This is a genomic window from Pseudomonas abyssi, assembly GCF_002307495.1.
In the GTDB taxonomy this organism is placed as follows: Bacteria; Pseudomonadota; Gammaproteobacteria; order Pseudomonadales; family Pseudomonadaceae; genus Halopseudomonas; species Halopseudomonas abyssi.
On sequence record NZ_NTMR01000010.1, the window covers coordinates 1 to 16401 of the forward strand.

The 16401-nt window shown below is 60.9% G+C and carries 15 protein-coding genes and 1 pseudogene; 7 read left to right on the forward strand and 9 right to left on the reverse strand.

Features of this window, described 5'->3' with window-relative positions; genetic code table 11:
• The first annotated feature begins 215 nt into the window (after nt 1-215).
• From CNQ84_RS07820 to CNQ84_RS07840, 5 genes are all read left to right on the forward strand, one after another.
• Nucleotides 216-815 carry a DUF3617 domain-containing protein gene (locus CNQ84_RS07820; protein ID WP_096004336.1) on the forward strand — a complete coding sequence of 200 codons (600 nt, stop codon included), beginning with the start codon at nt 216-218 and terminating at the stop codon, nt 813-815.
• 107 nt (nt 816-922) lie between these two features.
• The gene (locus CNQ84_RS07825; protein WP_096004337.1) at nt 923-1336 is read left to right on the forward strand and encodes a hypothetical protein; all 414 of its coding nucleotides are present in this window, start codon (nt 923-925) and stop codon (nt 1334-1336) included.
• Complete coding sequence (locus CNQ84_RS07830) at nt 1333-1989, forward strand: CDP-alcohol phosphatidyltransferase family protein (RefSeq protein WP_096004338.1); 657 nt, start codon at nt 1333-1335, stop codon at nt 1987-1989. Before CNQ84_RS07825 ends, CNQ84_RS07830 begins: the two co-directional genes overlap by 4 nt.
• Nucleotides 1989-2945: a phosphatidate cytidylyltransferase gene (locus tag CNQ84_RS07835; RefSeq protein WP_217350071.1), complete on the forward strand. Its 957-nt coding sequence runs from the start codon at nt 1989-1991 to the stop codon at nt 2943-2945. Before CNQ84_RS07830 ends, CNQ84_RS07835 begins: the two co-directional genes overlap by 1 nt.
• A gap of 7 nt (nt 2946-2952) precedes the next feature.
• The gene (locus CNQ84_RS07840; RefSeq protein WP_217350072.1) at nt 2953-3615 is read left to right on the forward strand and encodes a lysophospholipid acyltransferase family protein; all 663 of its coding nucleotides are present in this window, start codon (nt 2953-2955) and stop codon (nt 3613-3615) included.
• Between the two features lie 276 nt (nt 3616-3891).
• Here CNQ84_RS07840 and CNQ84_RS07845 read toward each other — a convergent pair whose 3' ends face one another.
• From CNQ84_RS07845 to CNQ84_RS07875, 7 genes and pseudogenes are all read right to left on the reverse strand, one after another.
• Nucleotides 3892-4812 (reverse strand): restriction endonuclease, encoded by a 921-nt coding sequence (locus CNQ84_RS07845; protein WP_096004339.1) that lies wholly within the window; start codon nt 4810-4812, stop codon nt 3892-3894.
• A gap of 82 nt (nt 4813-4894) precedes the next feature.
• Nucleotides 4895-4993 (reverse strand): annotated as a pseudogene (locus CNQ84_RS20750) (nuclease); the annotation flags it as partial.
• Nucleotides 4994-5303: 310 nt separating this feature from the next.
• Nucleotides 5304-6554 carry a type II toxin-antitoxin system HipA family toxin gene (locus CNQ84_RS07855; RefSeq protein ID WP_245841292.1) on the reverse strand — a complete coding sequence of 417 codons (1251 nt, stop codon included), beginning with the start codon at nt 6552-6554 and terminating at the stop codon, nt 5304-5306.
• Nucleotides 6551-6817 (reverse strand): helix-turn-helix domain-containing protein, encoded by a 267-nt coding sequence (locus CNQ84_RS07860; RefSeq protein ID WP_096004340.1) that lies wholly within the window; start codon nt 6815-6817, stop codon nt 6551-6553. Before CNQ84_RS07860 ends, CNQ84_RS07855 begins: the two co-directional genes overlap by 4 nt.
• 190 nt (nt 6818-7007) lie before the next feature.
• Nucleotides 7008-8741 carry a D-lactate dehydrogenase gene (gene dld / locus CNQ84_RS07865; protein ID WP_096004341.1) on the reverse strand — a complete coding sequence of 578 codons (1734 nt, stop codon included), beginning with the start codon at nt 8739-8741 and terminating at the stop codon, nt 7008-7010.
• Nucleotides 8738-9877 (reverse strand): FMN-dependent L-lactate dehydrogenase LldD, encoded by a 1140-nt coding sequence (lldD, locus tag CNQ84_RS07870; protein WP_096004342.1) that lies wholly within the window; start codon nt 9875-9877, stop codon nt 8738-8740. Before lldD ends, dld begins: the two co-directional genes overlap by 4 nt.
• Nucleotides 9878-9947: 70 nt before the next feature.
• A complete protein-coding gene (locus tag CNQ84_RS07875) occupies nt 9948-11642 on the reverse strand; it encodes an L-lactate permease (RefSeq protein ID WP_096004343.1) in 1695 nt (564 codons plus the stop codon).
• A gap of 203 nt (nt 11643-11845) precedes the next feature.
• Here CNQ84_RS07875 and CNQ84_RS07880 point away from each other — a divergent pair, with 203 nt between their 5' ends.
• Complete coding sequence (locus tag CNQ84_RS07880) at nt 11846-12622, forward strand: GntR family transcriptional regulator (RefSeq protein ID WP_096004344.1); 777 nt, start codon at nt 11846-11848, stop codon at nt 12620-12622.
• On the opposite strand, the gene CNQ84_RS07885 is transcribed toward CNQ84_RS07880, so the two are convergent.
• Nucleotides 12612-13790, reverse strand: coding sequence for a CaiB/BaiF CoA transferase family protein (locus CNQ84_RS07885; protein ID WP_096004345.1), 1179 nt, complete (start codon nt 13788-13790; stop codon nt 12612-12614). The genes CNQ84_RS07880 and CNQ84_RS07885 overlap by 11 nt on opposite strands.
• Before the next feature lie 159 nt (nt 13791-13949).
• Nucleotides 13950-15134, reverse strand: coding sequence for an acyl-CoA dehydrogenase (locus CNQ84_RS07890; RefSeq protein ID WP_096004346.1), 1185 nt, complete (start codon nt 15132-15134; stop codon nt 13950-13952).
• A 247-nt stretch (nt 15135-15381) separates the two neighbouring features.
• Here CNQ84_RS07890 and CNQ84_RS07895 point away from each other — a divergent pair, with 247 nt between their 5' ends.
• Complete coding sequence (locus CNQ84_RS07895; protein ID WP_096004347.1) at nt 15382-16290, forward strand: LysR family transcriptional regulator; 909 nt, start codon at nt 15382-15384, stop codon at nt 16288-16290.
• Nucleotides 16291-16401: the final 111 nt, after the last annotated feature.

Below are 16401 nucleotides of genomic sequence, written 5' to 3' on the forward strand. Positions count from 1 at the left end.
GGGGCTTTGTCAGCAGTCTGACGGGGCCTCGGCCCCGTTTTTTTATGGCTCTGCGCAACAGCGAGACAACCCATCACAAGCGTCTGACGCAGGCTGCAATGACGAAGTGAGCTGCCAGCTTCTTCCTTTTTTCGGCAAAACCTCACATCCCCTCACAACACGACAACGCCAACAAGGCTATAGTCAGTCCTGCACTCGCTACCAAGGACTGTCGTATGCACCTCTCCCGTCTTGCTCTGTTTTGCTCGCTCAGCCTGAGCGCCCTTTCCACCAGCGCTGCCAGCCTGGACACCCTGCCCGAACCCGGCCTGTGGGTCAGCGAAAGCACCACCCTGATCAATGGCATCGATATGCAGGCGCGCATGCGCGAGATGCGCGAAAACATGCTCAAGACGCTGCCGCCGGAGCAGCGCGCCCTGGCAGAAGACATGCTGGGCAGTGAAGGTCAGGTAGGTGAGCGCCAATGCATTACCGCCGAGACCGCTCACACCATGGCCGACCCCGATGCACTATTGGCGGACGCCCGGGAAAACATGCCCAATTGCGACCTCAAGATTGAGCAGTCCAGTGGCGACGCGCTGCAGTTTTCCGGGCACTGCAATGACCCGGACGGGTTCACTGGCGACCTCAGCGGCAGCATCCAGGTTGTCTCCAGCCGTGAAATGCGCTCCACCTTCAACGGCAACGGCAGCTACGCGCTGCCGGCCGGCCTGCTGGGCGAGAACGCTGGCGCCGGCAATGGCGAGGTCAAGCTGCAGCATTCGCAGGTCAGTCGCTGGACGGCTGAGGATTGCGGTAACACCCCGGCGCTCTGAGCGGCCCTGGCGGGTTTGATGCGCATCACAGCACGCTGCCGTCAGACTCGCCAGACATCGACTTCCGGCGTAAGCTGACGGGCCGCACTGCCGCCACAGGGACGTTCATGCAGCCGACCGCCACTTCCTTTGCCAATAGCCTGGCCGGGCGTTTGCTCGCCGCAGCGCTGGCCTTCGTGCTGTGGGGCGGCTGGGCGCTATTGGCGAACTGGTCAAGCGATCCGCACCATGCCCTGATCGCCGGGCTGCTGCAGGGTAGCGCCAGCGCTCTGATGACACTGGTCATGGCGGTTGCCGCCAAGGCCCTGTTCCGCCAACTGCCCAGCGGTGCAGCGCGTCTGCTGCTGCCTCCCCTGCTGATTGTCAGCGCTAGCTTCACCCTGCTTTATCTGGTCCACAGCTGGCACCAGACCCATGCACTCTGGCAAACCATCCTTCCGCCCACTGCCCTGGCATTCACCTACTGCCTGTTCCTGTGTCTGCGCCTGCAGCGCGAGCAGGCCTGCAACGAGGCCCCATGACCGACAACCGCCGCCCCCTGAAGATTCGCGACCAGCGCATCATGACCCGCTTTGCCGCCTGGCTCAGTCAGCGCAGCGTGACGCCCAATCAGATCTCCGTGCTCAGCGTACTGTTTGCCCTGGCCGGCGCCGTCGCACTGGTCTACTCGGGCCAGCAGCTGGGCGGCGCGCGCTCGATCTGGCTGGTCATTGCCGCGCTGTGCATCCAGCTGCGTCTGCTGTGCAACCTGTTCGACGGCATGGTGGCGATGGAGGGCGGCAAGCAGACGCCGGCGGGCGAGCTGTTCAACGATGTGCCTGACCGCATCGCCGACCCGCTGCTGATCGTTGCCTGCGGCTTTGCCGTGCCCGGTTTCGAATCGGCCCAGTGGCTGGCCTGGCTGGGCGCGCTGCTGGCGGTCATGACCGCCTATGTACGCGTGCTGGGTGTCTCGCTGGGCCTGCCGGCGGACTTTCGCGGGCCGCTGGCCAAGCAGCAACGCATGGCGGTCCTGACCGGTGCCTGCCTGCTGTCGGCATTCGATCCGCTGTGGCAGCAGCCGGGCCTGATCCTGTGGATCAGCCTGATCATCATCGCCGTCGGCAGTGGCCTGACGGTTGTGCGCCGACTGGTCGGCGCCTATCTGCGACTGCAACGCCGGGGGATTGAATAATGGATATCGGCCTGCCCTTCATGCTCGACCTGACGCCCAACACCCTGTGCGCGATGCTGGTGGTGGTGGCCATGCTGATCCTCGCCAGCATCACTCAACTGCTGCTGCGCTCGCGCCTGAGCGAGGACGGCTACCTGGAGTTGAAACAGCGCATCAACTCCTGGTGGGTGATGGTCGGCGTGGTGTTCACCGCGCTGATGATCGGCCCCACCGCGTCGCTGATCTTCTTCACCATTCTGAGCTTTATCGCGCTGCGTGAGTTCTTTTCGATCCTGCCGGTGCGGGTCACCGACCGCCGGCTGATTCTCGCCCTGTATCTGGCCGTACCGCTGCAGTACTACTGGGTCGGCATGGGCTGGTACGGCATGTTCATCGTGTTTATTCCGGTCTACCTGTTCCTGCTGATTCCCTTCGGCCTGTTGATGCTGGGAGAGACCAAGGGCTTTATCCGGGCGGTCGGCTCCTACCAGTGGGCGACCATGACGACCGTGTTCGCCATCAGCCACGTTGCCTATCTGCTGATGCTGCCCGCCGAAGAAAACCCGGCCGGCGGCGGCGTAGGCCTGGTGATCTATCTGGTGTTCCTGACCCAGTTCAATGACGTTGCCCAATACATCTGGGGCAAGAAGTTCGGCAACCGCAAAATTGTGCCGGCGATCAGCCCAAACAAGACCTGGGCCGGCTTTCTTGGCGGGGTGGCCACCACCACCCTGTTTGGCGCGCTGCTTGCGCCCGGGCTGACGCCGCTGCCCTGGTGGCTGGGTCTCGGCGCTGGCCTGCTGATCGGGCTGGCCGGTTTTATTGGCGACCTGACCGTCTCGGCGGTCAAGCGCGACCTGCGCATCAAGGACACCAGCCAGCTGATTCCGGGCCACGGCGGCATTCTCGACCGCATCGACAGCCTGATGTACACCGCGCCGCTGTTCTTCCACTTCCTCGTTTACACCACCTACTGAGGTCGCCATGTCCGTGATCAAGCGCCTGCCCAAACGGCTGTTCTTCCTCCTGATCGTCAAGCCGGTGGTGTACCTGCTGCTTGGCCTGAACATCTACAACAAGCAACGCCTGCCCAGCCACGGTCCGGCGATCCTGGCCGCCAATCACAACAGCCACCTGGATACGCTGGTGCTGATGGCGCTGTACCCGCTGGGCGAGCTGCACCGGGTACGCCCGGTGGCGGCGGCGGACTACTTTCTGCGCAATCGTTTCACCACCTGGCTGTCGCTCAACCTGATCGGCATCATCCCGCTGGACCGGCAGGGTCAGGTCGACAAGGAGCAGGTGTTTGAACAGTGCCAGCAGGCCCTGGCCGACGGCCAGATTCTGCTGCTGTTCCCCGAAGGTAGCCGCGGCGAAGCAGAAGAGCTGCAGCCGCTGCGCAAGGGTATTTATCATCTGGCCCGCAGCCACGCCGGCACCCAGGTAGTGCCGATTGCCATGCACGGGCTGGGCCGAGCGCTGCCCAAGGGCGGCTCGATGATCGTGCCGTTCAACGCCGACGTAGCTATCGGCGAGGCGCTCAGCGCCGAGCAGGAATGCGCGCCCTTCATGGATCAGCTGCAGGCCTCACTGGAAAGCCTGCTGGCTGCCTGCATTACCCGGCGCGACGCGCGCTGGGAGGATTGAAAGCTTGGGCGTAAATAATTGCAATTAGATAAAAATATTCTTATGCCCTGATTTTTTTGCCGGCAAAGATAATTTTATTGCTCTGAGCAGAAACCATCACCTGGCTCCACATTTCCCTGGAGCTAGCCGGAGCTGTCGGTGGGCAGGTCTTGTACTGCAGAACATCCAGCACTGGATCACAAAGCAGGCTATGACAAAAGCCAAACCAAAACGCCAGGATCGCTAACGACCAAGCCGCTTGAGTATGGTAAGGGGAAGAGACTTCTTTCCTTACAGCTATTCTTCATCAAAATAATCGCTATCCAGCTTTGGCAACTTGAGCAAACGAGAGGTCACGCCGACCTCGTGGTCCATCATCAGGTTGACCAGCCGATTGCCATCTACCAGAACCATGCCTTCTACAGAGCGAGAGAACTCAACTGCCTGGGCCGTGAAACCAGACGTGGTTATAAACACACCTCGCTTAGCTTTCTGACCTGCTAGAGCACCATAAAAGGCCTGTAGTTCTGGGCGGCCGACAGTGCCCTGCCAACGCTTCGCTTGAACGTAGACTTTTTCCAATCCGAGCTTGTCGAGCGAGATAACGCCATCAATGCCACCATCACCGCTGCCGCCAACACGCTGCAAGTCCGTGCGACTGGTGCCATAGCCAAGGCTATGCAGAACATCCAACACAATGACTTCAAAGCGGTTAGGACTGACTTGCAAAAGACTATCCAACAGATCAGCGGCAGTTGCTTCCCTGAGTTCGCGCAGAGCTTGATCCAAACGATCATCAGGGCTGACCGTTGCCGAGTTAGACAGAAGTAGAGATTGTTCTTGCCCATCGAGAGGAACTGCATCAGATGGTGATTTGAGTTTTACATTCATGAACCCGATGGCGAGCTGTTCGACTTGTTCTGCGCTAAGAGGTGATGGGTTCTTTGCAGCGTAAGCCATCCCGGCATCCGTCAGCTTCCAATACCCACGCTTGGCGCTGCTAGACAAGCCCGCCCGCTTTAGACGGTCATGCGCCCAGCCTGCACGATTTTTGTAAGTGGCTTGGCCGCTGGCTATCAATTCTTGGCGCTGTGCTTCGGATAAATTCAGCGCATCTGCAGCGGCTTCATGGGCCACACGCGCTGTCGCCCCCTCAGGAGTGACTGCCAAGTAGCGAAGAATCGGCTCAATAAACTGGTCGTAGGTTGGGACTGACATTGCGACTCCAAACGCAGAGTTGTTGCATTGAAGGGCACCAAAGGGTTTGCATGGTTTTGCATTTGGTAAAGGCGGAGCTCCTCTTGAACCAGGGCGACCTGAGTAGCCCGGCGAGCAGCATCAGCGGCATAAGCCAGCCAAGCATGCCCCATACCTGCCCAATGATGGGAGAGAAATCCATTTCCTATCCTTCCGTTACTCTGAGTCAACTGGCCTGATTGAGGAAGCACTGATTGGCTGGATAGTACCTAGACTTAGTTTGGTAGCACGGTAATATTGCGGTCGTTCAGTATATGCCCGGGCTGTCGAGCAACTCTGGTTAGGGCAATGAGCTTCGCTTGCCGTGGCAGTGGGGGGCTGCCAAATCTTGGGGTAGCGTTCAACCGGCTACTCACCGCGATGGCCCTTAGCGCTTCTTTGCCAGCAATTCAGAACGCCCCATCACCTCACCGCCGCGTTCCGCCTTGCGCGGCCCTGAGAAGCCGGCCTCCTCAATGGCGGCATCCAGACCGCGCAATTGCGGGGCAGCTTTCGCTGCTGCGCAAGGTTTCCATCCCGTCGTTCCAGGCATGCACCATATGTTTGGCTACATCGCGCCAAGCCGACTCGTTTCTGGATGCTTCAATAACCTCGTTACCCACTTCTACCGCTGACTCACAAAGTTGCTCAACCATGGCAGCGTACTGGCGCGGCGCAATACCTAGCACGGCTTTAAAGAAGGTTTCCAGCGAGCGACCGGGAGCCCAGGTTTGCCTGCCACCAACGGACAGCGCGGGCGGGCCCGCTGCAAAGCGCGGGTAGGCCTGTGTTGTCACCAGATCATAGACTGGAGTGAAGGCTACATCCACACGCGAGCTGTAGCACAGTGCGATGTTCTTCGAGTGGCAGTCCGCATTACGTACAACATAGTTTGCCAGCAGCTGCCAGCCAAGGTGTTCGCTCTGAGCTCGGGTTCGGTTATTTGGAATATAGGCCCGAGTAGCTTTCCACACCCGCTCGATAGAAGGCGAGTACTTTTCATGTGGCGGCAAACCCAGCAACCCGCACGCATCCTCTACTCCGCAGCAAGGCGCGCCGTGCTCATCAACATCGAAACGATCCACTACCAGCACCTTCCCATCGTCGGACATTTGGCAGGAGGCGACCGGTACGACGTTTAAGCGAGCAAGCACGCGCATCGTGTAGAACTCGTTGAAGCCGAGAAATGGTGTGCTCTCATCAGAGCCTTTGATGATGTGAAATCTGGTGCGCAGGGTCGGCTTCCCCATGGTCTCAGGCCTCTGCTCTGCGTCTGTGGCAATGAACTTTGGCACCACGCCAGACACGGCGACCCGAGCGTATTGACGCACCAATTGGGCAAAGTGTTCTGTGGTGTTTTCCGCGGTGAGCAGATGGCTTATTTCCAATGGCTCCGTTTCACCATCAGGCCGCACACCCTCAGGGGTAACCGACACTCTACCGATACCTTGACCACCTACCAAGGCCAGCAGAGATAGGTCAGTGCCATCAAGCAACGCGCCAAATTCCTCGCGGATAACGCCCAGCAAATAGCCCTCAGGAAGGTTCTGCCGGAAGAAAGGAAATAGGTCGCGAGGCCAGCGCCAGGCCTCTTCACGCACGGGCATCGTCAGGCTGACAAAATCTTCCGGCAGTGCGTCCGGAAGGTATTTCAGTACGTATTCATCCCGCTCTCGATAAAGCTTGGCGACTAGCCTGGAGCTCACATGCACATCGAGAATCATGGCTCGCCGGTCCCTGAGCGCTGCTCTGCGAGGATGTCTTCAACTGTCCTTTCGTGGCCAGCCTTTACCAACTTTAAGTCGTAGCCTGCGGCCTCCAACAGCCGAACCAGTGCCGACACACTCATGTCGCCTTTGGCCAGCGTCTCCATGCGCGCCACTGTTGAACGTGACACGCCGGCACGACTGGCTATTGCTTCCTGGCTCAGGTTAGCGTCACTTCGCGCCTGCTTGAGCATTGCAGCGACATCGTACAAGGAGCTCATTTGTAGCCCTCGGGCATCAAAAGAAAGAAGATGCCAAAAACTGTAGCCGGTGGGCCACTAACCTGCAACCAGTCGAGCTCGTCATTTGTGGCCCATAAGCCACAATAAAACGTATAAAAACAAATATTGTGGCTCTCAGGCCACATTCTTAAGGGCTAGGAATTTCTCGTGCATTAACGCACGTCGACCATCAGCCCGCCTCCCCCTCATGCCCACCGCAGCACTCACCCCAGCCGCGCTGACGTGAAGTGTGGCCGATACCGGGATTGAAGCTGTTGGTCGGGTCCAGCTCGCGGTAGAAGCCGGCCAGTGCCGGCTTGGCCACATACAGATGGCCGACATTATGCTCGGCCGGATACTCGGCGCGGCGCTCATCCAGCAGCGCCCACATGCGATGCTCCATTGCCAGCGGATCAACCCCCTTGCGCACGATGTAATCCTGATGGAAGACGTGGCAGAAGAAGTGCCCGTAATACAACTTGTGCACCATATCCTTTTCCAGCTCCGCCGGCAGCGTCTCCACCCAGTCCCGGTCATTACGACGCAGGGCAATATCCAGCGCCACAATGTCTTCCACCTCGCGGCGGTGCACCTCACGGTAACGAATGGCGGCGCCCGCGACGGCAAAACGGTGCAGAAAGGCGCGCCGCCCCTCGTCGTCGTCGCACTCGAAATAGTCACCGGTATCACTCCCGGCAAAAAAGCCACTCAGGTGCTCGCGCGTCTGCGCAGCGGTATCGTTGGACACGCGCAGCAGCAGGTGATGTTCAAAGCGGTTACGGTACTCGCGCATGCGCTCTGGCAAATGACTGGGCAACAGATTCATGACCGCCTGAATCACACGGTCACTCACACCGCGCAGCCCCAAACGTTCGAAGAAACCGTCGACTCGGCTCTTGATGGCAAAGGCAGCCGGCACCCGGGCGGTGCCAAACCGGTCGATGATCAGGTAGGTGTCCTTGCCGTAGCGCTCACCAATATCAAAGGCGGTACGGTGAATGTACTCACCGGCAATCGGCAGGCTCGGCAGGTTGGTCAGCAGGTGCCGGCGCAGGTCGGTCAGATCCTGCGGGTCGTTGCTGCCGATGTAGAACACGGTGCTGGCTTCCTTCACAAAGGTATCCAGTCGCACGGCAAACAGACACAACTTGCCGGCTGAGCCCGAGGCCTCGAACAGGCGGGACGGGTCGGCATTGAAGCGTGCGGGGGTATCGGCGTCGACATCACGTACGTGCTCGGCGTAACCGGCGTCGGAGGCCCTGGCGGACTCGTTGAGGACCGCGTCAGGCTGATAATCGCCACGCTGCAAACGTGTCAGAATTTCTTCCGGGCTGTCGCCCAGCTCGATGCCCAGGTGGTTGACCAGGGTGAGCGTGCCGTCGGCCTGCACCTGCGCATAGAGCGCCAGCTCGGTATAGGCCGGGCCGCGCCGCACCAGAGCGCCACCGGAGTTGTTGCAGACCCCACCCAGCACCGACGCGCCGATGCACGAGGAGCCGATCACCGAGTGCGGCTCACGCCCCAGCGGTGCCAGCTCGCGCTCCAGCCGATCCAGCGTGGCGCCGGGCAGGCAGACCACCTGCTCACCCTGATTGATCAGTTGCACGCCATCGAGTCGGCGCGTGCTGATCAGCACGATATCGCGGTCGTAGTTGTCGCCATCCGGGGTGGAGCCACCGGTCAGGCCGGTGTTGGCTGCCTGCATAATGACGATGCAGTCGGCCGCAACCGCGGCCCGCAGGACCTGCCACTGCTCCAGCAGGGTGCCGGGCTGGATCACCGCCAGCACCTGCCCCTCGCCGGTACGGTGGCCCTTGCGAAAGCGCCGCGTCTGCTGCTCGCCGGTCAGCACATAACGGCGGCCAACCAGACTGCGTAGCTGCTCCAGCAAGGCGTCACGCTGGTGGCTATGCGCGGCACTCATGACGCGGCTACCAGCAGGTCGGCGTTGATCTCACTGATCGACTTGGCACCGGTCAGCACCATTGCCACCCGCATTTCTTTTTCAATCAGCTCCAGCAGATTGGTCACACCCGCCTGCCCATCGGCCGCCAGCGCGTAGATAAAGGCGCGGCCAAGCATGGTGCAGTCGGCACCGAGCGCCAGCATGCGCACCACGTCCAGACCGGTACGGATACCGGAGTCGACCAGAATCTTCAGATCACCTTTGACCGCATCGGCAATCGGCGGCAGCGCGCGGGCGCTGGACAGCACGCCGTCCAGCTGGCGACCACCGTGGTTGGAAACGATGATGCCGTCGGCGCCGAAGCGCACGGCATCGCGGGCGTCCTCAGGATCGAGAATCCCCTTGATCACCATGGGGCCGTCCCAGAACTCGCGAATCCACTCCAGATCTTTCCAGGAAATAGACGCGTCGAAGTTGGCCCCCAGCCAGCCCATATAGTCTTCCAGCCCGGTCGGGTTACCACGGTAGGCAGAGATATTGCCCAGGTCGTGCGGCTTGCCCAGCAGCCCGACATCAAAGGCCCAGCGCGGGTGCATCACCGCCTGCAGGTAACGACGCATCGCTGCATTCGGGCCGCTCATGCCCGAGTGCGCATCCCGATAACGCGCGCCGGGCACCGGCATGTCGACGGTGAACACCAGGGTGGTCACACCGGCGGCCTTGGCGCGCTCCAGCGCATTTTTCATAAAGCCACGGTCTTTCAGCACATAAAGCTGAAACCACATCGGGCGGCTAATCGCCGGTGCGACTTCTTCAATCGGACAGACCGAAACGGTCGACAGGGTAAAGGGAATCCCCTTGTCTGCCGCTGCGCGCGCCGCCTGGACCTCGCCGCGACGCGCGTACATGCCGGTCAGGCCGACCGGCGACAGCGCCACCGGCATACTCAGCGTCTCGTCAAACAGGCGGGTTTCCAGGCTCAGTTCCGCCATGTCTTTCAACACCCGCTGGCGCAAGGCGATACCGGCCAGGTCGTCGACATTCTTCTTCAGCGTGTGCTCGGCGTAGGCGCCACCATCGATATAGTGAAACAGGAAGGGTGGCAACCGGCGCTGGGCGGCGGCACGGTAATCGGTCGAGGCAGAAATGATCATCACGGAGTTCCCATCGAATCTTCAACGGACGACGCCCCGGCAACCAGGCCGGGGCGACAACAGTAGGGTATCAGCCCGCCATCAGCGGGTCGCGAACACCCATTACATAGGCAGCAAAGAGCGCAATCAGACCGGTCATCAGCACGTAGTACAGCGTTGGCCAGACGGTACGACGCAAGGTCGTGCCCTCACGACCGAGCAAACCGACCGTGGCCGACGCCGCCACCACGTTGTGAATGGCAATCATGTTGCCGGCAGCGGCGCCAATCGCCTGCACCGATACGATAAGTGCAGTAGACAGGCCAAGGTTGCTGGCCACGCCAAACTGGAACTGGCTGAACATCATGTTGGATACTGTGTTGGAGCCAGCCAGGAAGGCACCCAGCGCACCGATGGTCGGCGCCAGCAACGGATAGATACCACCCACGCTGTCGGCCACATAGCGGGCCATCACGATCGGCATGCTTGGCAGCTCGGCGGCATTGACACCGGAGTTGATCAGGATACGTACCATCGGCACGGTAAACAGCAGCACAAAACCGGCACTGAGCAGCACACCAAAGGATTCACCGGTGGCCTTGCTCAACTCGCTCAGCTTCATGCGGTGCAGGAAGAAGGTCGCAATCACCACCATCACCAGAATGCCGCCCGGCAGATAGAGCGGCTGCACGCCAGCGCTGATGCCAGCCTCACCCAGGATGTCGGTGAAGTTAATCGCAACCGCCTTGAACGCAGCACTGACTTCAGGAAAGACTCGGCTGATCACCAGCAGCACACCCACCAGCAGATACGGCAGCCAGGCGCGGAAGCTGCTCATGGGGCGTGCGGTCAGCTCCTCCAGCTTCATCTCGACCGTCCCCATCCAGGCAGCCGGCCAGCTTTCACGCGGTGCAAAGTCCCACTGCCGCTTGGGCACCAGAAAGCCTGCGCGGGCGGCCGTGGTGACCACCGCCAGGCCGACCAGACCACCAATCAGCGACGGAAATTCCGGCCCCAGAAAGACACCGCCCAGCACATAGGGAATGGTCATGGAGACGCCGGCAAACAGGGCAAACGGCAGCACTTCGAATACCGCGCGCCAGCTCTTGTCCTGACCGAAAAAGCGCACCAGCATGATCACCATTACCAGCGGCATGGCCGTACCCACCAGCGCATGCACAATCGCCACCTGACTGGTGATCAGCTGCAGGTAGGCTTCCCAGCTGGAACCGGCGGCCGCCAGTTGCTCACCGATCACGGCATGATCCAGGCCGGTGTTCACACCCACGATAATCGGCGTACCCACTGCCCCGAACGACACCGGCGTGCTCTGCACCAGCATGCCCATCAGCACCGCCGCCATGGCCGGGAAGCCGATCGCCACCAGCAGCGGCGCGGCAATCGCAGCCGGGGTGCCGAAGCCGGAGGCACCTTCAATAAAGCAGCCGAACAGCCAGGCAATGATAATCGCCTGGATGCGGCGGTCAGGGCTGATGGTGGTGAAACCGGCGCGGATGGCGGTGATACCACCGGAGTGCTTGAGCGTGTTGAGCAGCAGAATGGCGCCGAAGATGATCCACAGAACGCCGACAGTGACCACCAGCCCCTGCAGGGTCGAGGCCAGCACCCGGTTGAAGCTCATATCCCAGACGAACAACGCGATACCGGCGCTGAGCAGGTATACCAGCGGCATGGCACGGCGTGCCGGCCAACGCAAACCGATCAACAAGATGCCCGCCAGCAGAATCGGGGCAAAGGCCATCAAGGCAAGAAAACCGGAAGACATGAAGCGCTCCTGTAGTTGTTATTGGCGATCGAGCACCAATTGGTAATACCAATTTACAAAAATGGATGCCCAGATTAAAAAAGCACCAGCAGCATGTCAAACCTGCGACTGTAGACTTTGGTATAGATGCTGATTCCGGGTTGAACGCACAGCGTCGGCCCGCTACCCTCTTTGCAGGATTGGTAAGACCAAAGGAACATAGCGTGGACATAGGCCAGATCAAACAGCGCAGACTGTCCGACAATATCGTCGAGCAGCTGGAAACCATGATTCTTGAGGGCACGCTGCAGCCGGGCCAACGCCTGCCCGCCGAGCGCGCGCTGGCCGAGCAGTTCGGCGTGTCGCGCCCGTCACTGCGCGAGGCGGTACAAAAGCTGGTCGCCAAGGGCCTGTTGATCAGCCGCCAGGGTGGCGGCAACTATGTCAGCGATTCGCTGGGCTCCAGCTTCAGCGACCCCTTGCTGAGCCTGATCGAAGGCCGCCCGGAGGCCCACAGAGACCTGCTGGAGTTTCGCCACACGCTGGAAGCCGACTGCGCCTACTACGCCGCGCTACGCGCCACCGAACTGGATCGCCAGCACCTGCAGGTGGCCTTTGATGCGCTGCAAGCGTGCTACGCCCGCGAGGGCAAGGCCTCACGGGCAGAAGAAGGCGCGGCTGACGCGCGCTTTCATCTGGCGATCGCCGAGGCCAGCCACAATCTGGTGCTGCTGCACACCATTCGCGGCCTGTTCGACCTGCTCAAACGTAACGTGGTCACCAATATCGGTGGCATGTACGCGCTGCGCAGCGAGACCCGACGCATGCTGGTTGAGCAGCATCAGGCGCTGTTCGACGCCATTATGCAGGGCCGCGCCGACGATGCCCGACACATCGCCAGTGAACACATCAGTTACGTACAGGACGTATTGGAAGAGCGCGAAGAGGAAAGCCGACGACTCGCTCGTGCCCAGCGGCGCGAGCGGCCGGTCAGTCGCTGAGCCAGTCGGCCAGCACCTCGCGGTTGTGCTCACCCAGCAGCGGCGGCGGGCGGCGATAATCGACCGGCGTACGTGACAAGCGAATCGGGTTGGCCACCAGATTTACCTCGCCGGCCAACGGGTGAGCCATGCGGATGCGCGTGCCCCGCGCCTGCACCTGGGGATCAGCAAACACCTGGTCAAGGTCGTTGATCGGCCCGCAGGGCACACCGGCCTGTTCCAGTGCGGCAATCCACTCGGCCGTCGTGCGAAACACCGTCACCTGGCGAATCAGCGGAATCAGCTCGGCACGATTGGCCACCCGCGCCGAGTTACTGGCAAAACGCGGATCAGTCGCCCACTCCGGATGCCCCGCCACCTCGCAGAACTTGCGGAACTGGCCATCGTTACCCACCGTCAGGATGAAGTCACCATCGGCGGTCGGGAAATCCTGATACGGGACGATGTTCGGATGAGCGTTGCCCAGCCGCTTTGGCGGCACGCCAGTGGTGAGATAGTTCAGCGCCTGGTTACCGAGACAGGCAATCTGCACATCCAGCAGCGCCAGATCGATGTACTGGCCCTGACCGCTTCGCTCACGTTCAGCCAGTGCGGCGAGAATGGCATTGCTGGCATACAGCCCGGTGAGGATATCGGTCAGCGCCACGCCGACCTTGACCGGCCCTGCCCCCTCTTCCCCATCGGACTTGCCGGTAATGCTCATCAGGCCGCCCATGGCCTGAATCATGAAGTCATAGCCCGCCCGCTTGGCATAGGGCCCGTGCTGACCGAAGCCGGTTACCGAGCAGTAGATCAAACGCGGATTGAGCGCCTGCAGGCTCTGGTAATCCAGCCCATAGGCCGCCAGCCCGCCAACCTTGAAGTTCTCGATCAGCACATCTGCGCGCTGCACCAGATCACGCACCTCCTGCTGCCCTTCGGGCTGAGTGAAGTCGATGGTGATCGAGCGCTTATTGCGGTTGGCTGACAGAAAGTACGCCGCCTCGGAAGTGTCACGCCCATCCGCGTCGCGCAGATACGGCGGCCCCCAGGCACGGGTATCGTCACCCGCCCCCGGCCGTTCGACCTTGACCACATCCGCCCCCAGATCCGCCAGCATCTGCCCGGCCCAGGGGCCAGCCAGCACACGGGAAAGATCAAGAACGCGTAAACCGGATAATGCACTCATGTCTTTAGCTCCAAGCTTCAAGCGGCAAGCTTCAAGCCACAAGCTGGCCGTGCGGGATACGAAGATAAGGGTACTAGCGGTACGCCAATGCAGCGTGAGGAGAACGCGACAAGCCGAACCAACTCAGAACGGCTTGTCGCTTGCAGCTGCCTTCAGTCGTTAGAAAAACGCCTGAAGGCCAGTCTGCGCACGGCCGAGGATCAGCGCGTGAACGTCGTGGGTACCTTCGTAGGTGTTAACCACTTCCAGGTTGACCACGTGACGGATCACACCGTACTCGTCGGAGATACCGTTGCCACCCAGCATGTCGCGGGCAACTCGGGCGATGTCCAGCGACTTGCCGCAGGAGTTGCGCTTCATGATCGAGGTGATTTCGACCGCAGCAGTGCCCTCATCCTTCATGCGGCCTAGGCGCAGGCAGCCTTGCAGCGCCAGGGTGATTTCGGTCTGCATGTCAGCCAGCTTCTTCTGTACCAGCTGAGTCTGCGCCAGCGGACGACCAAACTGCAGACGATCCAGAGTGTACTGACGGGCGGTGTGCCAGCAGAACTCGGCCGCACCCAGCGCGCCCCAGGAGATACCGTAACGGGCAGAGTTCAGACAGGTGAACGGACCTTTCAGACCGGTCACGTGCGGCAGCATGTTTTCTTCCGGAACGAACACATCTTCCATCACGATTTCACCGGTGATGGAGGTACGCAGGCCAACCTTGCCCTTGATCGCCGGCGCGCTCAGACCTTTCCAGCCTTTCTCCAGAATGAAGCCACGGATGACGTCGTCGTCGGTTTTTGCCCAGACCACAAACACGTCAGCAATGGGGCTGTTGGTGATCCACATCTTGGCGCCCTTGAGCAGGTAGCCACCTTCGGTGCTACGCGCGCGGGTAACCATGGAGCCCGGGTCGGAGCCGTGGTTCGGCTCGGTCAGACCGAAGCAGCCGATAAACTCGCCGCTGGCCAGCTTCGGCAGATATTTCTGCTTCTGCTCTTCACTGCCAAATTCGTTGATCGGCACCATCACCAGCGAGGACTGCACACTCATCATCGAGCGGTAGCCGGAGTCAACGCGCTCAACTTCACGCGCGATCAGGCCGTAGCAGACATAGTTCAGCCCGCTTCCGCCGTACTCGGTCGGAATGGTCGCACCCAGCAGGCCCAGCTCGCCCATTTCACGGAAGATTTCCGCGTCGGTCTGCTCGTTACGGAACGAGTTCAGCACCCGCGGCATGAGTTTGTCCTGGCAGTACTGGCGCGCGCTGTCACGCACCATGCGCTCTTCTTCAGTCAGTTGCTGATCCAGCAGCAGCGGATCTTCCCAGTTGAAACTTGCCTTGGATGCGGCCATGAGCACTCCGATATTCGATTTGTTGGGGGCAGGTTCCGACACGGAACCACAGGTTGTCAGCGACTCTACGCACAGAGAAACCAGCAAACAAGCGTCTTTTGCGCAGACACCTGTGCTAAATTGGAACTCCGACCAATTGCATAGCGACAAGCCGCGAGCTTCAAGCTGCAAGCAACCCCGGCTCAGCGCACGGACAGCTTGCCGCTTGATACTTATAGCTTATAGCTGCTCCGAAGGAGCCCGCCCCATGCGCCGCAAGATCCCTCCGACCCAGGCCCTGATCTGCTTCGAGTCGTCCGCTCGCCATGAGAGCTTCACCAAGGCTGCAGAGGAACTCGCGCTGACCCAAAGTGCAGTCTGTCGCCAGATCGCCAACCTGGAAGCGTTCCTTGATATTCAACTGTTTCGCCGCACCCGTCGGGGCGTGAAATTGACCGACGCTGGACAGATTTACAGCCGTCGCATCGCCAGCCGGCTGGATGCGGTCGAGCGCGACACCCTGTCGGTGATGGGCAATCAGGGCACCGCCACGCTGGAGTTGGCCCTGGTCCCCACCTTCGGCACCCAATGGCTGCTGCCACGGCTCAGTCACTTCCTCCGCCAGCATCCGCAGATCACGGTCAACCTGACCAACCGCACCCGCCCCTTCCTGTTTGCCGACACCGAGTTCGACGCCGCTATCTACTTCGGCGACGGCGACTGGTCGGGTACCCAGACGCACTACCTGATGCCCGAGGCGCCCATCCCCGTCTGCAGCCCGGCGCTGATCGCTCCCGCCCAAGAGCTGACGCCCGAGGACATCGCCCAGCTGCCTCTACTGCAGCAGACCACCCGCCCCTATGCCTGGCGCCAGTGGTTTGCCGCCGCCGACATGCGCGTCGAGCACGACCTCAACGGCACCCGGCTGGAGCTGTTCTCGATGCTCGCGCAAGCGGCCATGCACGGTATGGGCATCGCGCTGATTCCGCCCTTTCTGATTCGCCAGGAGCTGGCCGACGGCCGCCTGATCAGCCCCTGCCCGCGCAGCTTTGCAACCGACAACGGTTACTACCTGGTTATCCCCGAGCGCAAGGCGGAATCGGCTGCGCTGCTGGCGTTCCGTGACTGGATTCTGCAGCAGGCGCAGGCTTATCAAGCGGCAAGCCTCAAGATGTAAGTTACTAGCTGCAAGCGGCAAGCTTCAAGCTGCAAGCAGAACCGGATGGGCGGCGGCGTCCTGAGAGTGTCCGTAGCGTCGAGCAGCTATCTCCGTCTGAATAAACCCGCG